This window comes from Aliiglaciecola sp. M165, from assembly GCF_007197995.1.
Classification (GTDB): Bacteria; Pseudomonadota; Gammaproteobacteria; order Enterobacterales; family Alteromonadaceae; genus Aliiglaciecola.
The window spans coordinates 254,803-277,338 of the sequence record NZ_VKKH01000002.1 but is presented as its reverse complement, the minus strand read 5'-3'; the positions used below and the strand labels follow the sequence as shown (position 1 = coordinate 277,338).

The 22,536-nt window shown below is 43.2% G+C and carries 24 protein-coding genes; 16 read left to right on the top strand and 8 right to left on the bottom strand.

The window, feature by feature from the left end; all coding sequences use genetic code 11:
• Positions 1-141 precede the first annotated feature (141 nt).
• The 3 genes from FM019_RS03495 (at position 142) to FM019_RS03485 (ending at position 2,117) form a co-directional block, all read left to right on the top strand.
• Entirely contained in the window at positions 142-726 is a 585-nt protein-coding gene (locus tag FM019_RS03495; RefSeq protein WP_143834514.1) for a TetR/AcrR family transcriptional regulator, read from the top strand.
• Positions 727-802: 76 nt separating this feature from the next.
• Positions 803-1,138: a DUF1330 domain-containing protein gene (locus FM019_RS03490; RefSeq protein WP_185969173.1), complete on the top strand. Its 336-nt coding sequence runs from the start codon at positions 803-805 to the stop codon at positions 1,136-1,138.
• The gene (locus tag FM019_RS03485) at positions 1,128-2,117 is read left to right on the top strand and encodes a haloalkane dehalogenase (protein WP_143834512.1); all 990 of its coding nucleotides are present in this window, start codon (positions 1,128-1,130) and stop codon (positions 2,115-2,117) included. Before FM019_RS03490 ends, FM019_RS03485 begins: the two co-directional genes overlap by 11 nt.
• A 124-nt stretch (positions 2,118-2,241) precedes the next feature.
• Here the strand turns inward: FM019_RS03485 and FM019_RS03480 are convergent, their stop codons facing one another.
• From FM019_RS03480 to gorA, 4 genes are all read right to left on the bottom strand, one after another.
• Positions 2,242-2,595, bottom strand: a complete 354-nt coding sequence (locus FM019_RS03480; protein ID WP_143834511.1) for a hypothetical protein — start codon at positions 2,593-2,595, stop codon at positions 2,242-2,244.
• 236 nt (positions 2,596-2,831) lie between these two features.
• Positions 2,832-3,656, bottom strand: a complete 825-nt coding sequence (locus FM019_RS03475) for a helix-turn-helix domain-containing protein (protein ID WP_185969172.1) — start codon at positions 3,654-3,656, stop codon at positions 2,832-2,834.
• Positions 3,657-3,970: 314 nt separating this feature from the next.
• Positions 3,971-4,765 carry a hypothetical protein gene (locus FM019_RS03470; protein ID WP_143834509.1) on the bottom strand — a complete coding sequence of 265 codons (795 nt, stop codon included), beginning with the start codon at positions 4,763-4,765 and terminating at the stop codon, positions 3,971-3,973.
• A 270-nt stretch (positions 4,766-5,035) separates the two neighbouring features.
• Positions 5,036-6,382, bottom strand: a complete 1,347-nt coding sequence (gorA, locus tag FM019_RS03465; RefSeq protein ID WP_143834508.1) for a glutathione-disulfide reductase — start codon at positions 6,380-6,382, stop codon at positions 5,036-5,038.
• A gap of 284 nt (positions 6,383-6,666) precedes the next feature.
• On the opposite strand from gorA, the gene prlC reads away from it, so the two are divergent.
• The 6 genes from prlC to FM019_RS03435 all read left to right on the top strand — a co-directional run bounded on the left by prlC (position 6,667) and on the right by FM019_RS03435 (position 13,253).
• Positions 6,667-8,721: an oligopeptidase A gene (prlC, locus tag FM019_RS03460; protein WP_143834507.1), complete on the top strand. Its 2,055-nt coding sequence runs from the start codon at positions 6,667-6,669 to the stop codon at positions 8,719-8,721.
• 22 nt (positions 8,722-8,743) lie between these two features.
• Positions 8,744-9,445 (top strand): DNA-3-methyladenine glycosylase I, encoded by a 702-nt coding sequence (locus FM019_RS03455; RefSeq protein ID WP_143834506.1) that lies wholly within the window; start codon positions 8,744-8,746, stop codon positions 9,443-9,445.
• A 339-nt stretch (positions 9,446-9,784) separates the two neighbouring features.
• The gene (gene ubiE / locus FM019_RS03450; protein WP_143834505.1) at positions 9,785-10,612 is read left to right on the top strand and encodes a bifunctional demethylmenaquinone methyltransferase/2-methoxy-6-polyprenyl-1,4-benzoquinol methylase UbiE; all 828 of its coding nucleotides are present in this window, start codon (positions 9,785-9,787) and stop codon (positions 10,610-10,612) included.
• Positions 10,612-11,235 carry an SCP2 domain-containing protein gene (locus tag FM019_RS03445; protein ID WP_143834504.1) on the top strand — a complete coding sequence of 208 codons (624 nt, stop codon included), beginning with the start codon at positions 10,612-10,614 and terminating at the stop codon, positions 11,233-11,235. The genes ubiE and FM019_RS03445 overlap by 1 nt, the downstream gene beginning before the upstream one ends.
• A gap of 6 nt (positions 11,236-11,241) precedes the next feature.
• Positions 11,242-12,870: a ubiquinone biosynthesis regulatory protein kinase UbiB gene (gene ubiB, locus FM019_RS03440; protein WP_143834503.1), complete on the top strand. Its 1,629-nt coding sequence runs from the start codon at positions 11,242-11,244 to the stop codon at positions 12,868-12,870.
• A gap of 17 nt (positions 12,871-12,887) precedes the next feature.
• Positions 12,888-13,253, top strand: coding sequence for a VOC family protein (locus tag FM019_RS03435; RefSeq protein ID WP_143834502.1), 366 nt, complete (start codon positions 12,888-12,890; stop codon positions 13,251-13,253).
• A 14-nt stretch (positions 13,254-13,267) separates the two neighbouring features.
• On the opposite strand, the gene FM019_RS03430 is transcribed toward FM019_RS03435, so the two are convergent.
• Both FM019_RS03430 and FM019_RS03425 read right to left on the bottom strand, forming a co-directional pair.
• The gene (locus tag FM019_RS03430; protein ID WP_143834501.1) at positions 13,268-14,239 is read right to left on the bottom strand and encodes a glutathione S-transferase family protein; all 972 of its coding nucleotides are present in this window, start codon (positions 14,237-14,239) and stop codon (positions 13,268-13,270) included.
• A 172-nt stretch (positions 14,240-14,411) separates the two neighbouring features.
• Positions 14,412-14,879, bottom strand: a complete 468-nt coding sequence (locus tag FM019_RS03425; protein WP_143834500.1) for an HPF/RaiA family ribosome-associated protein — start codon at positions 14,877-14,879, stop codon at positions 14,412-14,414.
• A gap of 127 nt (positions 14,880-15,006) precedes the next feature.
• Between FM019_RS03425 and nhaR the strand changes: the two genes are divergently transcribed.
• A complete protein-coding gene (nhaR, locus tag FM019_RS03420) occupies positions 15,007-15,903 on the top strand; it encodes a transcriptional activator NhaR (protein ID WP_143834499.1) in 897 nt (298 codons plus the stop codon).
• A 68-nt stretch (positions 15,904-15,971) separates the two neighbouring features.
• Here the strand turns inward: nhaR and FM019_RS03415 are convergent, their stop codons facing one another.
• Positions 15,972-16,814, bottom strand: coding sequence for a cytochrome c (locus tag FM019_RS03415; RefSeq protein ID WP_185969171.1), 843 nt, complete (start codon positions 16,812-16,814; stop codon positions 15,972-15,974).
• 98 nt (positions 16,815-16,912) lie between these two features.
• Entirely contained in the window at positions 16,913-17,830 is a 918-nt protein-coding gene (locus tag FM019_RS03410; protein ID WP_260681512.1) for a hypothetical protein, read from the bottom strand.
• A 118-nt stretch (positions 17,831-17,948) separates the two neighbouring features.
• Here FM019_RS03410 and tatA point away from each other — a divergent pair, with 118 nt between their 5' ends.
• The 6 genes from tatA to FM019_RS03380 are packed head-to-tail and all read left to right on the top strand — an operon-like array spanning position 17,949 to position 22,518.
• A complete protein-coding gene (tatA, locus tag FM019_RS03405) occupies positions 17,949-18,185 on the top strand; it encodes a twin-arginine translocase TatA/TatE family subunit (RefSeq protein ID WP_143834497.1) in 237 nt (78 codons plus the stop codon).
• A gap of 20 nt (positions 18,186-18,205) precedes the next feature.
• A complete protein-coding gene (gene tatB, locus FM019_RS03400; RefSeq protein WP_143834496.1) occupies positions 18,206-18,538 on the top strand; it encodes a Sec-independent protein translocase protein TatB in 333 nt (110 codons plus the stop codon).
• Positions 18,531-19,277 (top strand): twin-arginine translocase subunit TatC, encoded by a 747-nt coding sequence (gene tatC / locus FM019_RS03395; protein ID WP_143834495.1) that lies wholly within the window; start codon positions 18,531-18,533, stop codon positions 19,275-19,277. The genes tatB and tatC overlap by 8 nt, the downstream gene beginning before the upstream one ends.
• Positions 19,274-19,834, top strand: a complete 561-nt coding sequence (locus FM019_RS03390; RefSeq protein ID WP_143834494.1) for a hypothetical protein — start codon at positions 19,274-19,276, stop codon at positions 19,832-19,834. Before tatC ends, FM019_RS03390 begins: the two co-directional genes overlap by 4 nt.
• A 1-nt stretch (position 19,835) precedes the next feature.
• The gene (locus FM019_RS03385) at positions 19,836-20,633 is read left to right on the top strand and encodes a TatD family hydrolase (protein WP_143834493.1); all 798 of its coding nucleotides are present in this window, start codon (positions 19,836-19,838) and stop codon (positions 20,631-20,633) included.
• The gene (locus FM019_RS03380) at positions 20,620-22,518 is read left to right on the top strand and encodes a diguanylate cyclase (RefSeq protein ID WP_143834492.1); all 1,899 of its coding nucleotides are present in this window, start codon (positions 20,620-20,622) and stop codon (positions 22,516-22,518) included. The genes FM019_RS03385 and FM019_RS03380 overlap by 14 nt, the downstream gene beginning before the upstream one ends.
• Positions 22,519-22,536 lie beyond the last annotated feature (18 nt).

The window sequence follows — 22,536 nt, the reverse complement described above, 5'->3', positions numbered from 1 at the left end:
CTGTTCGACATTGCTGCCCCAGACATTACTTTTGGCTAATTGACTATGGGGTGTTGTATGAAAACCAAAAAAAAAATTACATTTGTTTTTCACCGATTGGTGAACTAAAGTGTAAGAAGTTTTAAAAGATGAAAATAGTAGATGAGTAGACAGCGACTTTATGATGAAAACCTTGTACGTCAAAACATAATGGCGTTGTTTCATCAAAAATCTTTTTCCGATACATCACTCGCCGATCTTGAAGTTAGAACAGGATTGAATCGGCGTCAGTTGTACAATAATTTTGGTGACAAAACCCAAATGTTTTTGTCCGCACTAAGAGATTTCGCAACCGGAGCTGATAAAGCGTTTTTATCTCCTTTACGACAGGGAGATTTAGGCCTTAGTGACATTAAAACAGTCTTTACTGTGCTGACAGATATGGCCGATCAAGACCAAGGCCGATTTGGCTGCTTAATGTGTAATACAGCTCGTGATCCTATCATGCAGCAGGCGCCGGTAGCAGAAATCGTTAATCAATTTTTTGATCAGATTAAACGTAGTTATGAGGCAGCTTTGCAACGCGCACAAACTCTTGATGAGGTTTCAATGCAACATAATATCGATAAGCTCGCGACGTTTTACATGGGGATCCATGTGAGTATATGTGTGCTAGGTCGGGCAGAAGTAAGTTCTGATACCCTACGCACTATCGCCAGTGAGTCGCTTAAAAAATTAGCTAACTAAAAAAATTTACTCTTTATTTCACCAATCGGTGAACTAAGTATCAAAACCGCATTGATAGATGCGAAAGGAGAATAAAATGACTCAGCAACACCCCGTGCATGTACTGGCACAGCTTCGAATTGAGGACAAAGAAACATTTATGGAACACTACATAAAACCGCTACAACGGATAAATTCGCGCCATGAAGTCGAGGTTGTGAGTGCGTCATTTGATATCGACGTGATAGAAGGAGATGCCCACCACAACATGACCGCCATACTAAAATTTCCTTCTCGCCAAGTGTTTGATGCATGGTATGCAGATGACGAATATCAACCGCTAATTAAAATCCGCAAGCGATTGTCTGATCCCAAAACGGCGTCGTTAATCTGCATAAACCCTGGTATGGAGGTACAACAAGATGCTAACTAAATTTACGTTAACGAAAATACTTTTTTTTATCCTTGTGATGATAGGCATTCAAGGATGCTTGTCGGTGATGCCTTACATTGCACCTAAAGTCGATGATGCTGAAGCCAATATCAGTGATGCGTTTCCATTCGAAAGCAAATATATCGATGTGCTTGGCAGCAAAATACACTACGTAGAATCAGGCCGTGGGCCTGTTGTTGTTTTGCTCCATGGCAATCCCACGAGCAGTTATTTATGGCGCAATATTATCCCTGCGCTGGAGCAAAACTACCGTGTAATCGCGCTTGATCTTATTGGAATGGGTAAAAGCGATAAACCCGATATTGATTATCGCCTAAGCGATCACATTCTATATTTTGAGGGCTTTGTGGAGGCGCTGGCGCTTGAAGATATCGCTTTGGTCATGCACGACTGGGGAGGTGCCATTGGCTTGGACTATGCCGCAAATCATGAAAATAACGTCACTGGCGTTGCTGTAATGGAAGCCGTAGTCAGACCCATGAGTTGGGATGAAGCTGATATGGTTACCACCTACTTGTTCAAACGTTTGAGAGACGATCAAGACGGTCACAATATTGTTGCTGTAGACAATTTCTTTGTGGAAAAAATGCTGCCTATGATGTCAGGTCGTGACTTGAACGAAAATGAAATGGCCTACTACAAAGCGCCGTACCCAACGATTGAGAGCAGAAAACCCGTGGCACAATGGCCAAAAGAAATCCCAATTGACAACACGCCAAAAGACAATGCCGGTCGGGTCGGTGCGAATTATCAATGGTTGAAGTCAACTTCTACTCCTAAATTGGCACTACATGCTTCTCCGGGCCTCATATTCACCGAAGACTTCGTTATGCAATTACAGGCTGATATTCCAGATCTAAAAGTCGGTCATGTTGGCAGTGGGATCCACTATATACAAGAAACCCAGCCCAGCAATATTGGAGAGCAATTGAGGAATTGGTTGGCCTCGATTAATTGAGTGTTAAAATTTCATTTCTTGGTGGTTGGCAACGACTTAGAGTTCGTTGCCGACCCAATGACAAACTCAAAGAATACAAAGCACAGATTGACAAAGGCCATTGACGGAAATGGCCTATTTCTCACTACTGTGATCGGTTCATCCAATCGTCTTGGTCATAGTCCAGTGCCAAACGTCTTGCAGTGCCGGGGTACACTCCCATTAACAGGACTGATGCGTTTGTTGCTTGTTGGCGCAAACTGTCTAGTGATATAGCTTGTTCCTGACCACTATTAGGTTGCCAAAGTTGATCGCCGGGCTGGTACTTGAAGCTCATAAGGTTAATTTCAGCATAAACAAAAGCGATCAACTCAATTCGTCCAGCTTCAGCTGCATTGATCAACAATGATTCGTCAGCCTGAATATTGCTATTAAGCATGACCTGATGACCAACTAAAGGTGAGGTTCCAGAATCCATTGCAAGCAAAAATTCGGACATCTTGTCACCAAAATCTTGCGCACGTGCCGGTAACAAACCGCGCGATACAAAGCCTTGTAATGTCGGCTCTGTTCCACAACGGGTATAAAGGTAAACTGACTCACGGTATTGTTATTGTTCAAATCGAGAACCAGAAAATCAGTCGCTGGAGAGAGTACCAGTATCGAACAAACATGGATTGGACATCCTTTATTGGTGAAAGCAAGTTTAATAACTAGGATGGTATAAGCGTAAGATCAACTTTGCTTGGCCGCTTGTTTCCTAAATTCAGTGGGTGTCATTGCGGTTTTTAATTTAAACGTTTGATAAAAGCTATTTCGGTTGTTAAACCCTGAGCTGTAAGCAATATCTGAAATACTCAACTGTAAATTTGGATCGCGCAGCATCTTGACAGCCTCTTCATATCGCTTTTCATTCAGGTATTCATAAAATGATGTTTTCATGTGGATATTGAGTAGCTCAGACAACCAATATCGAGATATCACTAGCGAATTCGCCAGTGATTCCAGGGTTAGTGTTTCATCTAAAAACAGTTTTTCATTTTCCATTAATTCTTGCAATTGGGCTTTAAGAGAATTGGCTGCTTGTGCAGTAAGTTGATGCACACGATGTTCAGGCTCGATCTCTGACTTCAAATCGTTATGGTTGTTATTAATAGTGGCAATACTTTCTGAACCTGGTTGAAATAAGGACAAAAGCGCCGAAATGCTGGCCAACAAACAAAGTCCTGAAGAAATAAGGGTGATAAACAACGATTCTTTTAATAAATTTTGGTAAAACATCGTTATTAATACCAAATCATACACGATTAAAAATACCAACCCTGCTATCAGAAACAAATGCCAGTAATATGTGTTATAGCGGTGTCCGCTTATCAGCTTTTGGATCCTGGCCTTGTGTTGTGTAAACAGGCGTATAGTGGCACTGACGTAAGCGACCAGAAAAAGCAACATCACCACAACGTGAATTAAACCAGTAGGAAGAATTGAGATCCCCATCCCAATGCAAAAAAGTGTAAAAAGCGGAAAAAATAAGTGAATTCCCAGTAGTTCCCATGACACGGCATTTCCGACAATTAGTCGCGCGCTTAGATATAATAATGGGCCATAGGTCCAAGTGAGAGATTGGCTGATCCTCTGCAAAGCAGACAATTCGTGCAACCCCAACAGCTTGAAATAAGCGCTTATTGAAGGAAGGCAAAGCAAAACAATTAGGGTGCATTGAAGTAATTTAAGTTTTTTGTCCCCGCGTCTTACAAACACAAGGTTCGCGAGCGCGCAAGCGGTGAAGCCTGCGCAAAAAACAAATATAAGTTTGTAGAGTTCGATCATGAGAATAAAGAAAACGGTTGTTTTGATTTATTCATATTTTCCTTCTAAGGCGCTGTTGTATAAGTGGTAAAGTTCCCACCAAAGCGTATTAAACCGTCTACAAACATTTGATACCAAGTCCCTGAAAATGAGTTGTCGTAGTGGTAAACCATGACATAAGGTGCGGTATAGTTAAAATCGGGGATGGTTTGAATGGTTTCCTCAATAAACGTGTTTGGTGCTATTTTTTTCAAACTAAAAGTCCCTTCGTGGGATACTGTACCCGGCCCGAATCCTTGACCAGTGTAAGTTAAATCATTTTGGTAACTTTGCAATACAACAGTTCCTTGATTTGGATATGTGCCTTCTTCTAAGACATCACTTTTCGCGAGCAGTAAACTGAGCACTACAGTTTTTTCGTCGTGGGATTCCGGAGCAAAATCAGTTGCATTGGCTGGTATGCTGTAAAAGTGACCGCTAGACAAATATTCGTTGTCGTCGGTGAATCGTGTCCAGTCTCCTTTGTATTTAGATGTGAAGACATATTTGGTTATCAGTTCGTTGCCATTGTTGTCTTCAAATCTTTCTTTCAAAACGCGCGCTCTATTACGCGTAATACGATAACGACTGTTTGCTGTTAACTCAATATCGTCGCCAAAGCTTTGAATTAGCACTTTCTTCCTATCATACTTCTGGACAATGGCTCCTTGAGATGGGTGCAAGGTTGAATTTTCCGCCACGGCTTCAACTACCAGCACTAGCGTTTTTCCATGAAATACGTCTTTCGCACTTGCGTGATTGATCATGAAAAAAGTTGTGAATAAGAGTGCGAATGTACTCAGAGATTTTTTTATATGCATAGTCATTTCCTCAATTAAAATGAGGCTTCAATATGACAGCAGCAGCAGAACAACTTGTCCTTTTCGTTTTAGACGGACAAGATTTTATTGATTTAGGATCTAATCCACTACAATTTCGTTACACAAAAAATTGAATATTTACAGGATTTTTTTCGATTTGGAAAACAGGCAGAAAAATCTTTTAAATGTGCAGGGTAGAACAACTAAAAACAAACTAGCTCCAATTTTTACTAAGCAGCAATATTGGAGCTAGTTAATTTGCTAAAAAAATTACATCGTAACGTATTCTTCACCCGATGTAGGATGGATCGCCACACAAGCATCGAAATCCGCTTTGGTTGCACCCATTTTAATGGCGACGGCAAAGCCTTGAAGGATTTCATCCATCGCAAATCCAATGCCATGCAAACCAACAACTTTCTCTTCCTTACCCGCACAAACCAATTTCATTTTGGTCATCTGACGATGTGAAGTTACCGCTGTGTACATGGCGGCAAAACTGGAGTTGTAGACTCTGATATTTTCTTCGCCGTATTTTGCAATGGCTTGAGGTTCGGTTAAGCCCATGGTGCCAATTGGCGGATGGCTAAATACTACGGTCGGGATCAAATCATAGTCCATATGTGCATCGGACTGGCCATTGAACAAGCGCTCGGAAAGCAGTCGTCCTGCTTTTACCGCGACTGGGGTCAATTCGACTTTGCCAATGCAATCACCTACGGCATAAATATTATCGACATTGGTATTTTGGTACTTATCGACTTTGATGTAGCCTTTTTCATCCAGCTCAACGCCGATTTTGTCCAATCCAATATTGTCGTTTGAAGGGCTGCGACCAATTGCCCAAACCAGGCAGTCGGTATCAATGCGCTCTCCACTAGTCATGACAACCGTTAAACTTCCGTCGTCGTGTTTTTCTACTTCCTCGATAATGTGATGTGTATGAAGCGTTGGGCCGTCATCACGAATTATCTCAGTTAACGTTTCACTGAGCATGGGGTCAAAATCTCGTAATGGCGCATTTTTTCTAACTAACAAATGGGTTTCACTGCCAAGGCTATGCATCACACCGGCCAGTTCGACAGCAATGTATCCTGCGCCTGCCACCACTACGCGCTTGGGCTGCTCTTGCAGGGCAAAAAATCCATCAGACGTAATACCGTATTCAGCGCCGGGTACATTGTCGATATTCGGATGACCACCGGTGGCAATCAAAATATGATCGGCGGTGTATTGTGTGCCGTTGACGTCAACTGTGTTTTTATCAACAAAGGTGGCAAATCCTTGAATAACGGTAATATTGTTGTTGCCTAGTACGCGATCATAAGATGCATGGATACGCTCGATATAGGCGTCACGGCTTTCGATCAGCTTTTTCCAGTCAAAATTATTGACCGTGACATCAAAGCCATAATCCGGTGCATACAAATTGATAGCTTCGGCAACTTGTGCCCCGTACCACATGGCTTTCTTCGGTACACACCCAACATTTACGCAGGTGCCACCAATGTCTTTCGCTTCAATAATTGCGACTTTTTTACCGTATTTTGCCGCTCGGTTTGCCGATGCTATACCACCACTACCCGCACCGATACATATATAATCAAAATCTGCCATTGTTTATCCCATTGTTGACGACAAAACTAACACTAGCACAAATCCGTGCCAGTGAAATATTAACCTGAACTCGATGTTTATCTAGAAACAAGACTAACCCGCATCAGAACAATTTGAACTGCATTACGCTCTTCTCCATTAAATTCAAAAGAACTCAGGAGTAACGAAAATCTTTCAATAGGGCTAACAATCTATGTGCAGTTTTGTGAAAAGCAACCTTGTAATTCTGAGGATTTGACCACACCTACACTACATCACCATGTAAAGTAGCCATTGGGAAAATTATGAATACAGACATTGCGAAGGTAACGCAATCCGATATCAGTGCCTTGCCTCAGTTTTCGAAAATCGATGTCAGTGCTGTTGTAGAGCAGGTTAAAAAGGCAATTGAACAATGTAAAAACACTATCGATCAGGCGGTATCCGTTTCGCCACCAAATTGGCAGAATGTCGTGGCTCCTATTGATGAAGTTGATGATGCGCTAAGTCGTCTGTGGTCACCAGTATCCCATATGAATTCTGTAGTCAGTTCTGATGAGCTGCGAGAGGCACACGACGCCTGCCTACCTTTGCTATCAGACTATGGCACCTGGGTTGGACAGCATCAGGGTCTGTTTGAAGCTTATCAACACATCAAATCTTCAGAGCAATTCTCTAGTTTGAGCGAAGCTCAGCAAAAAGTGATAGAAAACGGTATCCGCGATTTTAAATTATCCGGAATTGCACTAACAGGTGAGAAAAAGCGTCGTTATGGTGAAATTAAGAGCCGACTTTCTGAGTTGTCCTCAACCTTCAGCAATAATGTGATGGACGCCACACTTGCATGGCAAAAGCATGTCAACGACAAATCACTATTATCTGGATTGCCTGATTCTGCACTCGCGGCGGCAGCGCAATTAGCCAAAAGTAAAGACCTAGACGGATGGTTATTTACCCTGGACATTCCAAGCTACTTGCCGGTAATGACTTATGCAGACAACCGCGAACTTCGTGAAGAAATGTATATCGCTTATACTACTCGCGCATCAGAGCAGGGGCCAAACGGTGGTGAGTTTGACAACACAGCAATTATTGAAGAAACCTTAGCTCTGCGTCACGAACTGGCAAATTTACTCAGTTTTGATAATTATGCTCAGCGCTCGTTGGCGACCAAAATGGCGAAAACAACCGAACAGGTCACCAGCTTTTTGACCGACTTGGCAAAACGTTCTAAACCTCAAGCCGAGCAAGATTTGCAAGAAGTCAGTCGTTTTGCGGCCAATGCGTATCAAGTCGACACCCTAGAAGCTTGGGATTTGGCCTACTACAGTGAAAAGCTCAAACATCAACAATATGCCATTTCCGATGAACAGCTACGCCCATACTTCCCAGAGCCTAAAGTCGTGGCTGGGTTGTTTGCAGTGGTCAATCGTCTATACAACGTAAATATTGTTAAGCGCGAAAATGTGGATACCTGGCATGCAGATGTCAATTATTACGACATTATCGACAACACAGGTGCCTTAAGAGGTAGTTTCTACCTCGATTTATACGCCAGGCCGAAAAAGCGTGGGGGAGCATGGATGGATGAATGCCAGGTGAAGCGCACGCGAATTGATCAGAGTGAGCAATTCCCAGTGGCCTATCTGACCTGTAACTTCAATGGTCCAGTGGGCGACAATCCGGCATTGTTCACCCATGATGAAGTGATCACATTGTTCCACGAGTTTGGACATGGCATTCATCACATGCTAACCAAGATTGATGTGTCTGGCGTGTCAGGCATAAATGGCGTCCCTTGGGATGCGGTAGAGTTGCCTAGCCAATTTTTGGAAAATTGGTGCTGGCAGCCCGAAGCTCTGGCTTTTATCTCTGGTCACTACCAGACTAATGAACCTTTGCCTCAGGACCTGCTCGACAAGATGCTTGCTGCACGTAATTTTCAGTCTGCCATGCAAATGGTACGACAGCTGGAATTCAGCTTATTCGATTTTACTTTGCACGAGCACTACCAACCGTCGCAGCCCGCTTCGGTTCAGAGCGTATTGAATTCAGTTCGAGAACAAGTCGCAGTTGTCGTGCCGCCAGAATTTAATCGCTTCCAAAACAGCTTTGGACATATATTTGCTGGTGGATATGCTGCGGGCTATTACAGCTATAAATGGGCGGAAGTGTTAAGCTCTGATGCCTTCAGCCGCTTTGAAGAAGAAGGTATTTTTAACCCAGATGTTGGTGCAGATTTCTTGCATAACGTTCTTGAGATGGGTGGAAGTAAAGAGCCTATGGACTTGTTCGTGGCATTTAGAGGACGCGAACCCCAGGTCGACGCATTGCTAAGGCATTCAGGCATAGCAGCCTAAATTTAGACACAAGAGGCAATTCATGGCTCATTTAGAAAGTTTTGAGCATTTATTTCAGCGCGCATGTGAACGCAAAGGTGGACCGGGCAAGCTTGAGGTGTTGTTGGGCAAACCTAAATCTCCAAGGCAACTGGAAAAAATCACTGACGACCGATTTTTAGCAGAGTTTACTAAGAAGGTCTTTCAATCGGGCTTTGTTTGGCGTGTCGTGCGAGACAAATGGCCTGATTTTGAACGCGTCTTTTTTCAGTTTGATATTGACAAAATATTGCTAATGCCTGATGAGATGCTCGAAAGCAAAGCGACTGATCCGTCGATTATCCGTAACTACAACAAAGTCAAAACCATTCGAGACAATGCGTTAATGATCGATGCGGTGCGCAGAGAGCATGGCAGCTTTGCAAAATTTGTCGCCCAGTGGCCAAGTCATGACATTGTTGGATTATGGGCATACCTTAAAAAGCACGGTTCCCGACTTGGTGGCAATACCGGAGCCTACGGTCTTAGAGCTGTGGGGAAAGATACGTTTTTACTTAGTCAGGATGTCGTCGGGTATTTTACCAAGCGAGACGTGATCAGCGGCTCAGCGACATCAAAACGTAGTCTCAATGCAATTCAGGCTGCGTTTAATCATTTCCACCAACAAAGTGATCGTTCATTTCAGGAAATAAGCCAAATCATTTCTTTTAGTGTCGGTGACAATCATATTCAAGCTGACAATTAGAACTCTATGATTGTTATACCAATCCATATAAAGAAGTGATCAGTCAGAATGCGCCCAGCGGTTTTTGAACAAAGCGGCGCTATGCCCGAAGGGTGGTTCCCTTTCAAATAGCGACAATGCCGGTTAAAAGCCGCTGGGACATTCCCTTCGGGCGAGATTTAAATGGGCGTACTCAGCGTTGCTTGAACTTAAAAGAGCCCCACTCTTGATTCATTCAAGCGCCTTGATTACGCCCATTTACTTTCTCGCTGCATGACCACTTCTTTGTGTGGATTGGTATTATTAGGCATCAGCGCGTTATTTAGTTAAACTTGGCGCAGAAATTTACAAGGATTAAGCATGAGCAACAGCCAAGTTTCCGATTCCAATGACACCGCAGTAACTGAAGGAGCGGAAGTCGTCGCAGGTGATAAGCAAAGCGACGCAGAAGCGCAGACCCATTTTGGTTTCAAGCAGGTTGAAAAAAACCAAAAGGCTTCAATGGTGGCCGAGGTATTTCATTCAGTCGCAGCAAAATATGACGTAATGAATGATCTAATGTCGATGGGGATCCATCGCCTGTGGAAACGATTTACCATTGATTGTTCTGGTGCACGAGCTGGACATAAAGTGCTCGATTTAGCCGGCGGTACCGGTGATCTTGCAGCCAAATTCTCCAAAATTGTTGGTGAAAATGGTCAAGTGATATTGGCAGATATTAATAACGCGATGCTCAACGTCGGTCGCGACAAATTGCGCAATTTGGGCATTGTCGGCAACATCGATTACGTCCAGGCAAATGCTGAAATGCTGCCCTTTCCAGACAATACATTCGATATCATCACCATTGCATTTGGTTTGCGAAACGTCACCGACAAAGACAAAGCCCTAGCGTCAATGTATCGAGTACTAAAACCAGGGGGGCGGCTACTGGTGTTGGAGTTTTCTAAACCGGAAAACGAACTCCTGAGCAAAGCCTATGATGTGTATTCCTTCCATTTGTTGCCAAAAATGGGCCAACTGGTTGCTAACGACAGCGAGAGCTATCAATACTTAGCAGAATCCATTCGCATGCATCCAGATCAAGAAACCCTCAAAGGTATGATGGATGCTGTGGGTTTCGAGCAGACAAGTTATTACAATCTGACCGGTGGCATTGTTGCTCTGCATCGAGGATTTAAATTTTAATGCCAGCCGCCCAACTCGTCAGTGCTGCGCTTGAAGTAACTCTGAATAAGTTGCTTGATATGGATCCTACATCGGAGCACAAACTGGCTAAATTGTCAGGAAAGCAAATGCTGGTCGACATTACTGAGTCGCCCTGGCCCTTCGTTTTTAGCTTTTCAGATAGGGTAGACGTGTTGATCGCCAATCGAGATGAAGAAAGCCAAGCAGATTGCCAAATGAAGTTGTCTATCAACACCCTTGGCGTTTTAAAAGATAGTAGTCAAATTACCCGATTGATTCAAAACAATGATCTGGTGTTAGACGGTGATATTCATGTGGCACAGGCGTTCAGTCAGTTGATCACAGAAATGGATATCGATTGGGAAGAGCATTTGTCTCAGGTTACTGGAGATGTTGCCGCGCACACACTGATGCAAACGGGCAAGTCTGTCATTGCTCGAATGAATCATCGAATATCGACACTGACAACAGTATTAGCTGAAGGTGCTATCGAAGAAAAGCAAATTGCAGCGCATAAAATATTAGTTGTAGATTATTGCGATAAGATCAATGTGTTGCGCAGCGACACCGCGAGATTGGAAGCCAGGATCCAACGTCTCGAACGACAATTAGGGCAGGATTAACTCAGCATGCGGGCATTGCGACTGTATAAAATCAATAAGGTTATGTTGCAACATGGCCTGGATGAACTCATTCCAGATAAGTGGTTGCCTTGGTATGCAAAGGTTGGTAGAAAATGCCAGTTTTGGTTACGCAACAAACACCCTGATAAATCACTAGGTAGCCGTATTCGACTTGCTTTACAGACGTTAGGACCGGTATTCGTTAAGTTCGGCCAAATGCTTTCAACAAGAAGGGACTTGTTAACACCCGATGTGGCGAATGAATTGGCCAAGTTGCAAGACAAGGTTGAGCCATTTGATAGCCAGGTAGCAATCGATATCATCAAATCATCATTGCAGCTCAATGATTTGGAAGATCTGTTTGAGGAGTTCCAAACAGAGCCTCTTGCTTCTGCGTCTATCGCCCAGGTTCACAGTGCGATTTTAAAACACAATCAAAAAGAAGTGATTGTTAAAGTTATCCGCCCTGATATCGCCCATACGATACATGCTGATCTTGAACTTATGCTGGCCTTTGCGTTTGTGGTGCAAAAGCTATTACCCGATGGCAAACGTTTACGCCCTGTGGAAGTGGTTGAGGAATATAAAAAGACCATTGTCGAAGAATTGGATTTGCTTCGAGAAGCGGCAAACGGTATCCAACTTAGACGAAACTTTGATAATTCTGATTCATTGTATGTACCCAAAATATACAGTGACCATTGTGCTAAAGATGTCATGGTGATGGAACGTATTTATGGGATCCACATTTCCGATGTAGAATCATTAGAAGCACAAAATACCAACATGAAATTACTCGCCGAGCGCGGCGTAGAAGTGTTTTTTACCCAAGTTTTTCGTGACAGCTTTTTTCATGCTGACATGCATCCTGGTAATATTTTTGTGTCCAAACAGGACCCGCAAAATCCGAAATACATTGCCATCGATTTTGGTATCGTCGGCACACTAAATCGTGATGATAAACGCTATTTGGCGGAAAATTTTATCGCCTTTTTCAATCGCGACTACAGAAAAGTTGCTGAACTGCATGTGGATTCTGGTTGGGTCCCTGCCGACACAGACATAGAGGCCTTTGAAGTTGCGATTCGCACCGTTTGCGAACCCATTTTTCAAAAACCACTGGCAGAAATTTCCTTCAGTAATGTGTTGATGCAGCTGTTCAACACCGCTAGACGTTTTAATATGGTGGTGCAACCTCAACTGGTTTTGTTGCAAAAAACCTTGTTATACATTGAAGGTTTGGGCCGACAGTTGTACCCACAGCTAGACCTTTGGCAGACTGCAAAACCCTTTTTGGAGCGCTGGATGAAAGAACAAATTGGCTTTACTGCCATGATTAAAAAAATCAACGCCAATCTACCATTTTGGTCAGAAAAGCTGCCAGAGATGCCTGATCTTATCTACGACAGTTTGCGTCAGGTGAAACAACTGCCAGCGTTGCAACAAAAGCATTTTGAACAGCAACAGCTACAACAGCAGCGCTCACAAAAGAACCTTTTTTATATATTGACCGGTTCGACCTTTCTGGTTTTAGCTAGCATTTTGCCGCTTTATGTTGGTAGTGTTTGGCCGAGCGCGGGCTTAGCGGGCGCAGGCCTGGTGTCCTGGTTTGTAGCCTGGCTTAAAACGCCATAGCGAAAAAAGGGGGAAAGATGAATCCGATTGGCTGGTTTGAAATTTATGTAGAAGATATGCCCAGAGCAAAGGCATTTTATGAGCAAATGCTTGATATCACCTTGGATAAAATCCCATCTCCTCAAGTGCAAATGTGGGCATTTCCGTCAAACGATGAGAATCGCCAGGGATTCGGTGCTTTAGTTTGTGTGGAAGGTTATAAACCTGAAGGAAACGGCACCTTGATATACTTTTCTTGTGATGATTGTGCTCTTGAAGCTTCCAGAGTTGAAGCCGCCGGAGGAACACTCCAACGACCAAAAATGCAAATAGGTGAATACGGTTTCGTAGCCTTGGTAATTGATACTGAGGGCAATATGATAGGTTTACGTTCGCCCAAGTAACAAAAAAACTGCTTTTAAATCGAATACTCCATTTCTTTTCGTCCATGGGGTTTTTCCAAATCTAAAACTGGCCCTGCAGGTATCACCTGAGTTGGATTGATGTGCCCATGGCTGAAATAGTAGTGTCGTTTAATGTGCACGAAGTTGACCGTCTCCTTAATACCAGGATATTGATACAATTCTCGCAAATAACCCGATAAGTTGGGGTAGTCTGCAATACGCCGTATATTGCATTTGAAATGCCCGACATACACTGCATCAAACCTAACCAAAGTGGTGAATAAGCGCCAGTCTGCTTCGGTGATTTTATCACCGACTAAATAGCGTTGTTGACTTAAGCGTTGATCCAACCAATCCAAGGTTTCAAACAATGGAATTACCGCGTCTTCGTAGGCCATCTGATTAGTAGCAAAGCCGGATTTATAGACGCCGTTGTTAACATTGTGATAGACCCGATCATTCACTTCGTCTATTTGCGCCTGTAGCTCCTCAGGGTAATAATTATGGGTGTTTCCGGTTAACTCGTCGAATGCAGTATTGAAGATACGGATGATTTCAGCAGATTCATTATTAACAATTGTTTCAGTTTCTTTGTCCCATAGAACTGGAACCGTCACCCGGGTAGTAATTTTGGGGTCAGCTTTGGTATACACCTGGTGCATATAGTCAAAACCAAATAATTTGTCACCTGTAGCATCTGGAAAGTCAGCAAACTCCCAACCATTTTCTAGCATGTCAGGTGCTACCACAGAAACATCAATGTGAGCTTCAAGTCCTTTTAGTTTTCTGTAGATCAGAGCGCGGTGTGCCCAAGGGCAAGCAAGTGAGACATAGAGATGATAGCGCTGAGATGTAGGTTTAAATTTTGCTGATGCGTCTAGAGAAATGGTGTCTCTAAATTGTGAAGCTTGACGTTCAAATTTACCACCACTTGATTTGGTGTCGTACCACTGGTCTACCCACTCACCGTTTTGCAATAACCCCATCTTCACCTCCAAATAATTCTATTTGATACTTTTTTATATCGCATAGTAGCCTAGCTTAGTCTCACAAATTAGTCATTGTTTTCCATATGAGGCGCCAGTACCAACGCTAGATAGGTGAGGTTAATAAGCCCTATCCGGCGTTGGAGTTACTTTCAATATTTAGTCATCATTTTTAGGCTCTTAACGAAGGATACTCCCCGTAAAATTCTTCCGAGTCGTTCATCGCCTCGTAGTCTCGGCGGTGCTCTCTTCGTTCGTCAAAACTTTCATCGACTTCGCGATGTTGCTTTCCATCACTTGTCCAGGTTGTCGCAATAAAAATGTCTTCTCGTGTATTGACTCGGCGTTTATTTAACATCCGTGTCAATGTTCGTTTGACTCGCTGTGAACAGCGGTTTATCGACTCGAACATGTTTTCCGAGACTTCTTCTACTACTACTGTTTTGTGGTTATTTACCTCAACACAAATGGCGCAGCGCTTGTCTTTCCCTCCTTTAGGTCCGTTGATATCCGACAAAACAACTCGAGCGAGTCGTATTTTGTGGCTAAAACGACTGAGAACAACCTTAAGCTTCTGCCGTATTTGCAGTTCATGTGCATTGGTCAAATTGAAGTCTCTTGCTTGCAGATCAATATTCATCGTAAACACCCTCTTTTCAAAACTGTATGAACCTTAACAAGTAAAATAACTTAAAAAAAATCGAAAATAGTGAGCCAAAAGCTCGAATTTTTCGAACTAATATCATCAGCAATTAAATGTGAATTCCATGCAAATTAATTACAAACATCTCTATTATTTTTGGCGGGTCGCTAAAGAGGGTGGAATTTCCAAAGCTAGCCAAGCACTCAATATCACGCCGCAAACCATTAGCGGTCAAGTCAGTCTGTTAGAGGACAGGCTTGGGCATGATCTATTTAGCAAAGTGGGGCGCTCTCTGGAGCTTACCGAAACCGGACATCTTGTTATGCGTTATGCTGAAGAGATTTTTAGTTTAGGTAAAGAGCTGAATGATGTGCTTCGAGGCTCAATATTAAGTGGTTCCAGCGAATTTATAGTTAGCGCAGCCAGTGCCTTGCCGAAGACCATCGTGCACAAAATTATTGAGCCTTGTTTAGGCGTTGCAAAAGATTTGCGGCTGCGATGCAAAGAAGGGCCGGTAGAGAGTATTTTGGCTGAGCTGGCTATCCACGAAGTAGACCTGGTTCTTAGCGATACCCCTATAACTTCTGCATTTAGTATTAAGGCACACAATCACTATCTAGGAGAGTCGCCATTAAGTTTTTTTGCAAGTGATGAATTAGCGAATACCTTATCAGGGGAATTTCCTGCGAATTTAAATGGCACTGCGATGCTGTTGCCCACAAAACAATACGCCGTGCGTCAACAATTTGATGCCTGGGCAGAAAAATCCAATTTGTTCCCAAGAATTACCGGCGAATTTGACGATAGCGCATTGATGAAGAGTTTTGGTCAATCTGGGTTGGGTGTCTTTTTCATGCCATCAACGATAGAACACGATATATGCACGACCTTTAACGTTAAATGCATCGGCAGGGTGGAGGAAATCAAACAGCGATTTTACGCAATATCTGCAGAACGGAAAATCAAACATCCGGCAATCGCATCGATACTCGATACCGCTCGGGAAGTTGTATTCAAATAGGATATCAAAGAGGTAAAACGACAGCTGTGTGTATTGTCGATAAGTGCAGTTGGACCAATATTTTTGAGCTATTGGGCTGCGATAACTTGATTTAAATACGCATACAATTGATCAATTTCAGTGTCACTAAAGTGGGCAAACCTGTCTTTGGCAACCATTGTCATTAAACCCAAATCCGTTCTACCATCTTGAGACGTACCTGTTTTCATTAATTGTCTAAATTGCGTTTTGTTGTACGCTGCGATAATGGCAAGACTAGGTGCCTGATACATTCCTGTTAAATCTGTTCCATGACATTCGTTGCATGTGGTCTTTGCCAGATACTCTCCATTTTTCAACAATGAATTTGCACTGGTTTCGTATTTTAGTGACGACTCCTTGGCAACCCATTCAACCATGTTTTGTTCGCGCCCTAAAAGCATGTCCCATCTTGCCTGAAAACCTAATTCGGGATCGGGTAAGGATTTTTCAACAATTGGTGCCGCTTGTAAAAAAGCAATCAATGATGCGAGATCTATGTCGCGTAAATGCACCCAATTATACGACGGCATAGACCATAGAGCCTTTCCTGAATAGCCGACGCCATGACGGATCGAGGCTTCGAGCACCTCAGAGGAATGTTGTTTGGCAAAAGCCGCTAAGTTTGGTGCAACAGCGCGCTTTACCCATGGCCACTGATCAGTAAATACCCTGCCTTCCAATTGTTGGCCATGGCAGCCGAAACACCCTCGGGTTCTGGCAATATGTCGGCCATGGTCAAGCGCAGTATCGTCTCTGACAATAGAGTAGGACCAAGGAGCAGGCACGTCTACGTTACTTAGTTTGTATTCACTCAGTGCCCAAACTGCTATGTAACCTATGACTACAGCCGACGCTGTAAACATAAGAAGATTTCGGATGATTGAAATCATAAACATCGCTCCAGACTTTCGAATACTCAAATTTGCCAATTTGAATGTATTCAGGGTATCGATTGAGGAATTTTGTCCTAATATTTTAGTTGATATCCTTAACGCTCTCCAAAGAATCCTTCTAATCTTAATGCTATGCCATAGGATGCAGAAAACCCCTCGTCTCTGCGCCATAAAATAAAAGGTTCTATGTCGTAATACAGCCATTCTCGAAGTGTGTTTCTGCGCAGTTTAACGCTCAATAGATATTCCTCTAGCCGGTAATTGGGACGGCTAAGACCTTCAATAAAATAACCAAAAACAATGGCACTTTTTTCATCGAGTTGATGCAGGGCTTGCCAGCTGTGTTGCCACAACCAATCATCGGTTTTATCACGATAATAGAAACGGTTTTCGAAACGCAATAAGGTGCTACTGGATTGTTCATAATCAAACCCCAATCCTGCATCTGTGCCAAATTTGTCGCGATTGTAATAGTAAACTGAAGCGTCATAGCGCATTTCGAGCTTATCAGTTATGTCGTGCTTGTCACGATAGCGGGATTTGGCGAAATATTGGAAACGTCGTCCAAAACCAATTCTATGTGACAAGCCGCTGTCTGGTTTGATTTTATAGCGCAGCGCAATGGTTAAGTCGTCTTGCCGATTTATGTCTTCTTGGCGGCCAGCACGGACTTTATCGTCAATATTTTCGTCTGAGTCAGATAGAATTAGGTCAACGCGATTTTTAAGTTTTGGTAGCTTCACCCTGACTCTGAGCCTTGCTTCAAACTCGTCTAATTCTCTTGAGCGTGGTTCCCAGCCAAGCCTGAGCCTTACTTCTCCTTTGGCCTGTTGATCTTCTGTTACATTCTGATTTGCAAAAAAGTCGTCAAACCACTGCGCAGAGTCCATGACAGATTCTGAGATGCTTTTATGCATGGTATCAAGCCACACATCGTCCTGCTGATTTGCCTCAGCATAAGGAATTAGCCCACTTAGGACAGAAAAAAGTGCAATAAATCCAATTTTTTGCAAACTAAACACTCCAATTTAGGTCAATAAATCATGCTCTTTTTTTTTCTGCGTATCAAATCCAGTGACGTTTACGATTTGCTACGTATAATAGCCCAAGTATTTAGACTGGAGTAATGAGATGGGAAACATCGGTTGGGCGCAACTGCTCATAGTATTAGTAATTGTATTGTTGTTGTTTGGAACAAAGAAACTTCGCTCACTTGGCGGAGATTTGGGGTCTGCTGTTAAAGGATTCAAAAAAGCAGTATCTGACAAAGATGCTGAGTTTGAAGAAGAAAGCAAAAAAGTTGAAGACAAAACCGAACAGACAGCACAAAAAAGTGAGTCTGTTAAACAGTCTGAAAAAACCGAATAACTTTGCGTACTTGAATCAGTATGTTTGATATTGGCTTTTTGGAAATTCTTGTCGTCGGGGTCCTAGCACTTTTAGTGTTGGGTCCAGAGCGGCTGCCCGGAGCTATGCGAAGTTTGGCCAAAACCTTCCGGAGCGTCAGAAGCATGGCTTCTGGCTTCAAAAACGAAGTGGAAGAGCAGTTGCGTGTTCACGAACTGCATGAAAATCTGAAAAAAGCCGAACAACAGGGCATGCATAACCTGTCTCCTGATTTGCAAAAAACGGTAGAAGAATTAAAGTCTGCCGCAGATTCAGTTAATCAACCCTATAAAAAACCTGAGCTCGACAAAAAAGATGGGCACAAAGATGTCTGAACCGAATAGCTTTATTTCGCATCTTATCGAGCTGCGCAGCAGAATTCTCAAAGCATTGCTTAGTGTCTTGGTGGTATTTGTTCCGCTGGCTTTCTTTGCTCAGGATCTCTATCACCTTCTGGCAACGCCTCTACTTAATGCTATGCCAGATAATTCGCAAATGATTGCGACCGACGTTGCGGCACCCTTTTTTGCCCCGTTTAAACTAACCTTGGTGCTGGCTTTTTTCCTTGCTATTCCGTTTGTGTTGTATCAAATCTGGGGATTTATTGCGCCGGGCCTCTATCGCAATGAAAAAAAACTTATTGCGCCGCTGCTGTTGTCGAGTACCTTACTCTTTTATGCGGGTATCGCATTTGCTTACTTTGTTGTTTTTCCGGTTATTTTTGCGTTTTTCGCAGGAATTGAAATTACCGGTGTCGCTTTTACTACCGATATTAGTAGTTATCTAAATTTCGTATTAAAACTGTTTTTTGCTTTTGGATTGGCGTTTGAAATCCCCGTAGCGATTATTCTGATGTGCTGGGCAGGTATTACTGATGCAGCCACACTCAGGGCCAAACGTCCCTTTGTCATTGTTGGTGTTTTTGTAGTCGGCATGTTGTTGACTCCACCAGACGTCATATCACAATCTTTACTGGCTATCCCGATGTGGTTCCTATTTGAGGTAGGGGTGATCATTGGAAGTCTATATTCCCGTAAAACTGAAGAAAAAGAAGAACATCAGGAAGTTTCATGAAAAATATAAAAAGTGCGTTAATGTCCCTTGTTGTAGTTAGCGCTTCGCTATCTTTGCCTGCGCAAGCTGAAAGTATCTCTCAAGCTCTAAAAAAATGTGGTCAAGTTCAGAACAGTCTAAAAAGACTGGTGTGCTATGACGGCATCGTAAACGACTTAAACAAATATGGCGGCCTCGATGAATTAATGAGTGTGCCAGCGCCTCTGCCAGCCACTTCGGCAAATACTCCATCTGCATCGGTTCCTCAAACCTCGGCGCCTCAGCAACCTGCGGTCAGTGCGTCACCATCGAGGAACCAGGATTTTGGCATGGAGCAGCGTAATCTTCGTGATGACACAGAAGATAAAATTTACGCGACTGTTGTCAGTATTAAAAAAGACGCCCGAAAAAAACGCCTGTTTACTCTCGATAACGGACATGTATGGCGAGAAGCAGATGGAAGTTCATTGTCAATTAAAGAAAATGATGTGATTTATGTCGAGCGCGGGGCTATTGGTTCTTTTCATATGAGCAAAGATTCTGTTAATCGACGTATCCGGGTTAGTCGAGTCAAATAATTTGGAAGCTTGGTTTGACGTAGGGGTAAACATGCCCGATAAGCGTCTAGATCCAGAAACTACCCTTCAGCATGCCCTTGAAAAGGGCGTGCATCATATGCTGTTGATAGGTACCTCGTATCCGCACAGTGCTGAAGCAGCTAAACTTGCCGAGCAATACCCGATAAACATGTTAAGTACTGCGGGCGTGCATCCACACAATGCTAAAGATGTGTCGAGTCATTTCATCGATGAACTCAGGCATTTGGCGACGAATCCCAAAGTCGTGGCAATCGGTGAGTGTGGTCTGGATTTTAATCGAAACTTTTCACCCGCTGACCAGCAATTAAGCGTTTTTGAGCAACAATTACAGTTGGCATGCGAAATTCAATTGCCAGTATATTTGCATGAACGAGACGCTTTTGAGCAACAATTCGCGCTGCTGGAGAAATATCACAAAGACCTTCCAGCAGCCATCGTGCATTGTTTTACTGGTAACCTAGAACAGATGCAAGCTTACGCCTCATTGGGATGTTATTTTGGGATTACAGGATGGGTGTGCGATCCAAAAAGAGGTGAAGATCTTCGGACAGCACTGCCGCATATCTCCATCGATAAACTCTTGCTAGAAACCGACGCACCGTATTTAAAGCCTAAAACACTAAAAACCAAATCCCGCAACAATGAGCCGGCAACTATTCCTCACATTGCCCAATTTGTTGCTGAATTACTCGATGTGGACGTTCAGTACTTGAAGCATCATTGTTGGCGAAATACACTCAGTGTTTTGAACTTGGAGCCTGATTTTGCTTCTGAATAGCCAAACAGTTCGCTTTAACCAGACTTGGTCAGTTGGCTTGGTGTGTGTCTTGGCGCTGTTTTGCATCATAAGTGTTGCGCAAATGGGAAAAGCCACCGACTATCTTTTTGAGGTAGGAAAAGGCACGCTTTTTATCGAGGATAAGAATGACGATCTGACCATCGAAAACATGCGGGCATTGCCAGATTTAGAGTGGGAAAAAGAGTCGAATGAGCTTTTATCCTATGGCATGAACCCAAATCCGTATTGGTTTAAATTCATCATCCCCCCGCCGATCAACCCAGAACCCCGTTTGCTTGAAGTTGATTACGCAGTGTTGGACGTGGTTGAAATCTGGTATTTCCAAAACGGTGAACTGGTTGCGGAATATCATGGCGGTGACAAGAAGCCATTTGAAGAACGTGCAATTAAAAGCGAGAAATTGTTGTTTCCGGTGCCGCAATCGCTTACTCAACTTGATGTGATCGTGAAGATTCAAACGGCTGGCACCGTTAAGCTGCCAATCAGAATTTGGCATGAAAGTGATTATTTGATCTACAACGGCGAACACAACCTGGTCTTAGGATTGTTTTTTGGTTTTATGGCCGCTATGACCTTAAGCAATTTGTTTTTTTACGTAACAACCGGTTCAAATACGTTTTTAACCTATAGTATTTACGTCGTTTCGATGACGTTAACCTTGCTCACAATGCACGGGTTGGGCTTCAAATATTTATGGCCAGATTGGATTTGGCTGCAAAGTCGTAGTATCGGTATTTTTGCAACCTGTACCATCTTGTTTGTGATGATTTTTAGTCAACAGCTACTCAATGTTAAAGCTCATAGTCGCATCATGGAGCGGCTGCTAAATATTTCCAAAGTTGTCCTGAGTATCGCGTTAGTCGCCAGCTTTATCGTTCCATATCACTATTACATCATGCTATACCTGGTTTTATTGTGCCTGAGTGTGACTCTGGTTTTTGCCACGGGAGCGCTGCTGTGGATCAAGGGTGTTAAGTTAGCGCGTTTTTATTTACTTGCCTGGTCGGCATTGTTAGTGAGCGGATTTTTATCGAGCATTGAAAGTGCGGATATTCTTAAGGTCGAACTCCCTGCACATTACCTTTTAATGTTTGGTGCTGCCATTGAAACCTTCATGCTGGCGTTTGCTCTGGCGATAGCTTATGGGCAACAACGGGATGAGCAATTTAAAGTTCAGGAACTGGCATTGCTTGAAGAGCGGATGGCGCGTGAGTCACAAGAAAAAACATTACGTTTGCAAGAAGAAGCCCAAGAGGACTTGGAATACAAAGTACAAGAACGCACGTTGGAGTTGGAGATAGCGTTGCGGGAATTATCCGATACTAACAATGAGCTTGAGCAACAAACCTTGACCGATAGTCTGACAGGTATCCGCAACCGCAAGCACTTTGATAAAAAATATCAGGCCGAAGTGCGACGTTGCCGGCGAGAACAAACGGAGTTGTCTGTGGTGATGTTAGACATAGACAACTTTAAGCAAATCAATGATACCCACGGTCATGTAGTGGGAGACGAAGTGATCATTAACGTAGCAAAAACGTTAAAAGAAAACCTTAAGCGGACAACTGATGATGCGTGTCGATACGGTGGCGAAGAATTTGCATTGATCCTGCCCAATACTGATTTGCCCGGGGCCACGTTAGTCGCTGAAACAGTGCGAAAACAGATCGAAGATAAGCCTATTCAAGTCGATGACATCGTGATGAATATTACAATTAGTGCTGGAGTGGCGACCACAGTCGTGACATCGGCTGAAGACGAGAAAAACTTGCTTGAAACCGCAGATAAGTTTCTCTACGAGGCAAAACGAGGTGGAAGAAACAAAGTGGTCGCCGATCATGTTCATGCTCGTGATAGCGTTTAACTAATGAAGGTTGTGACA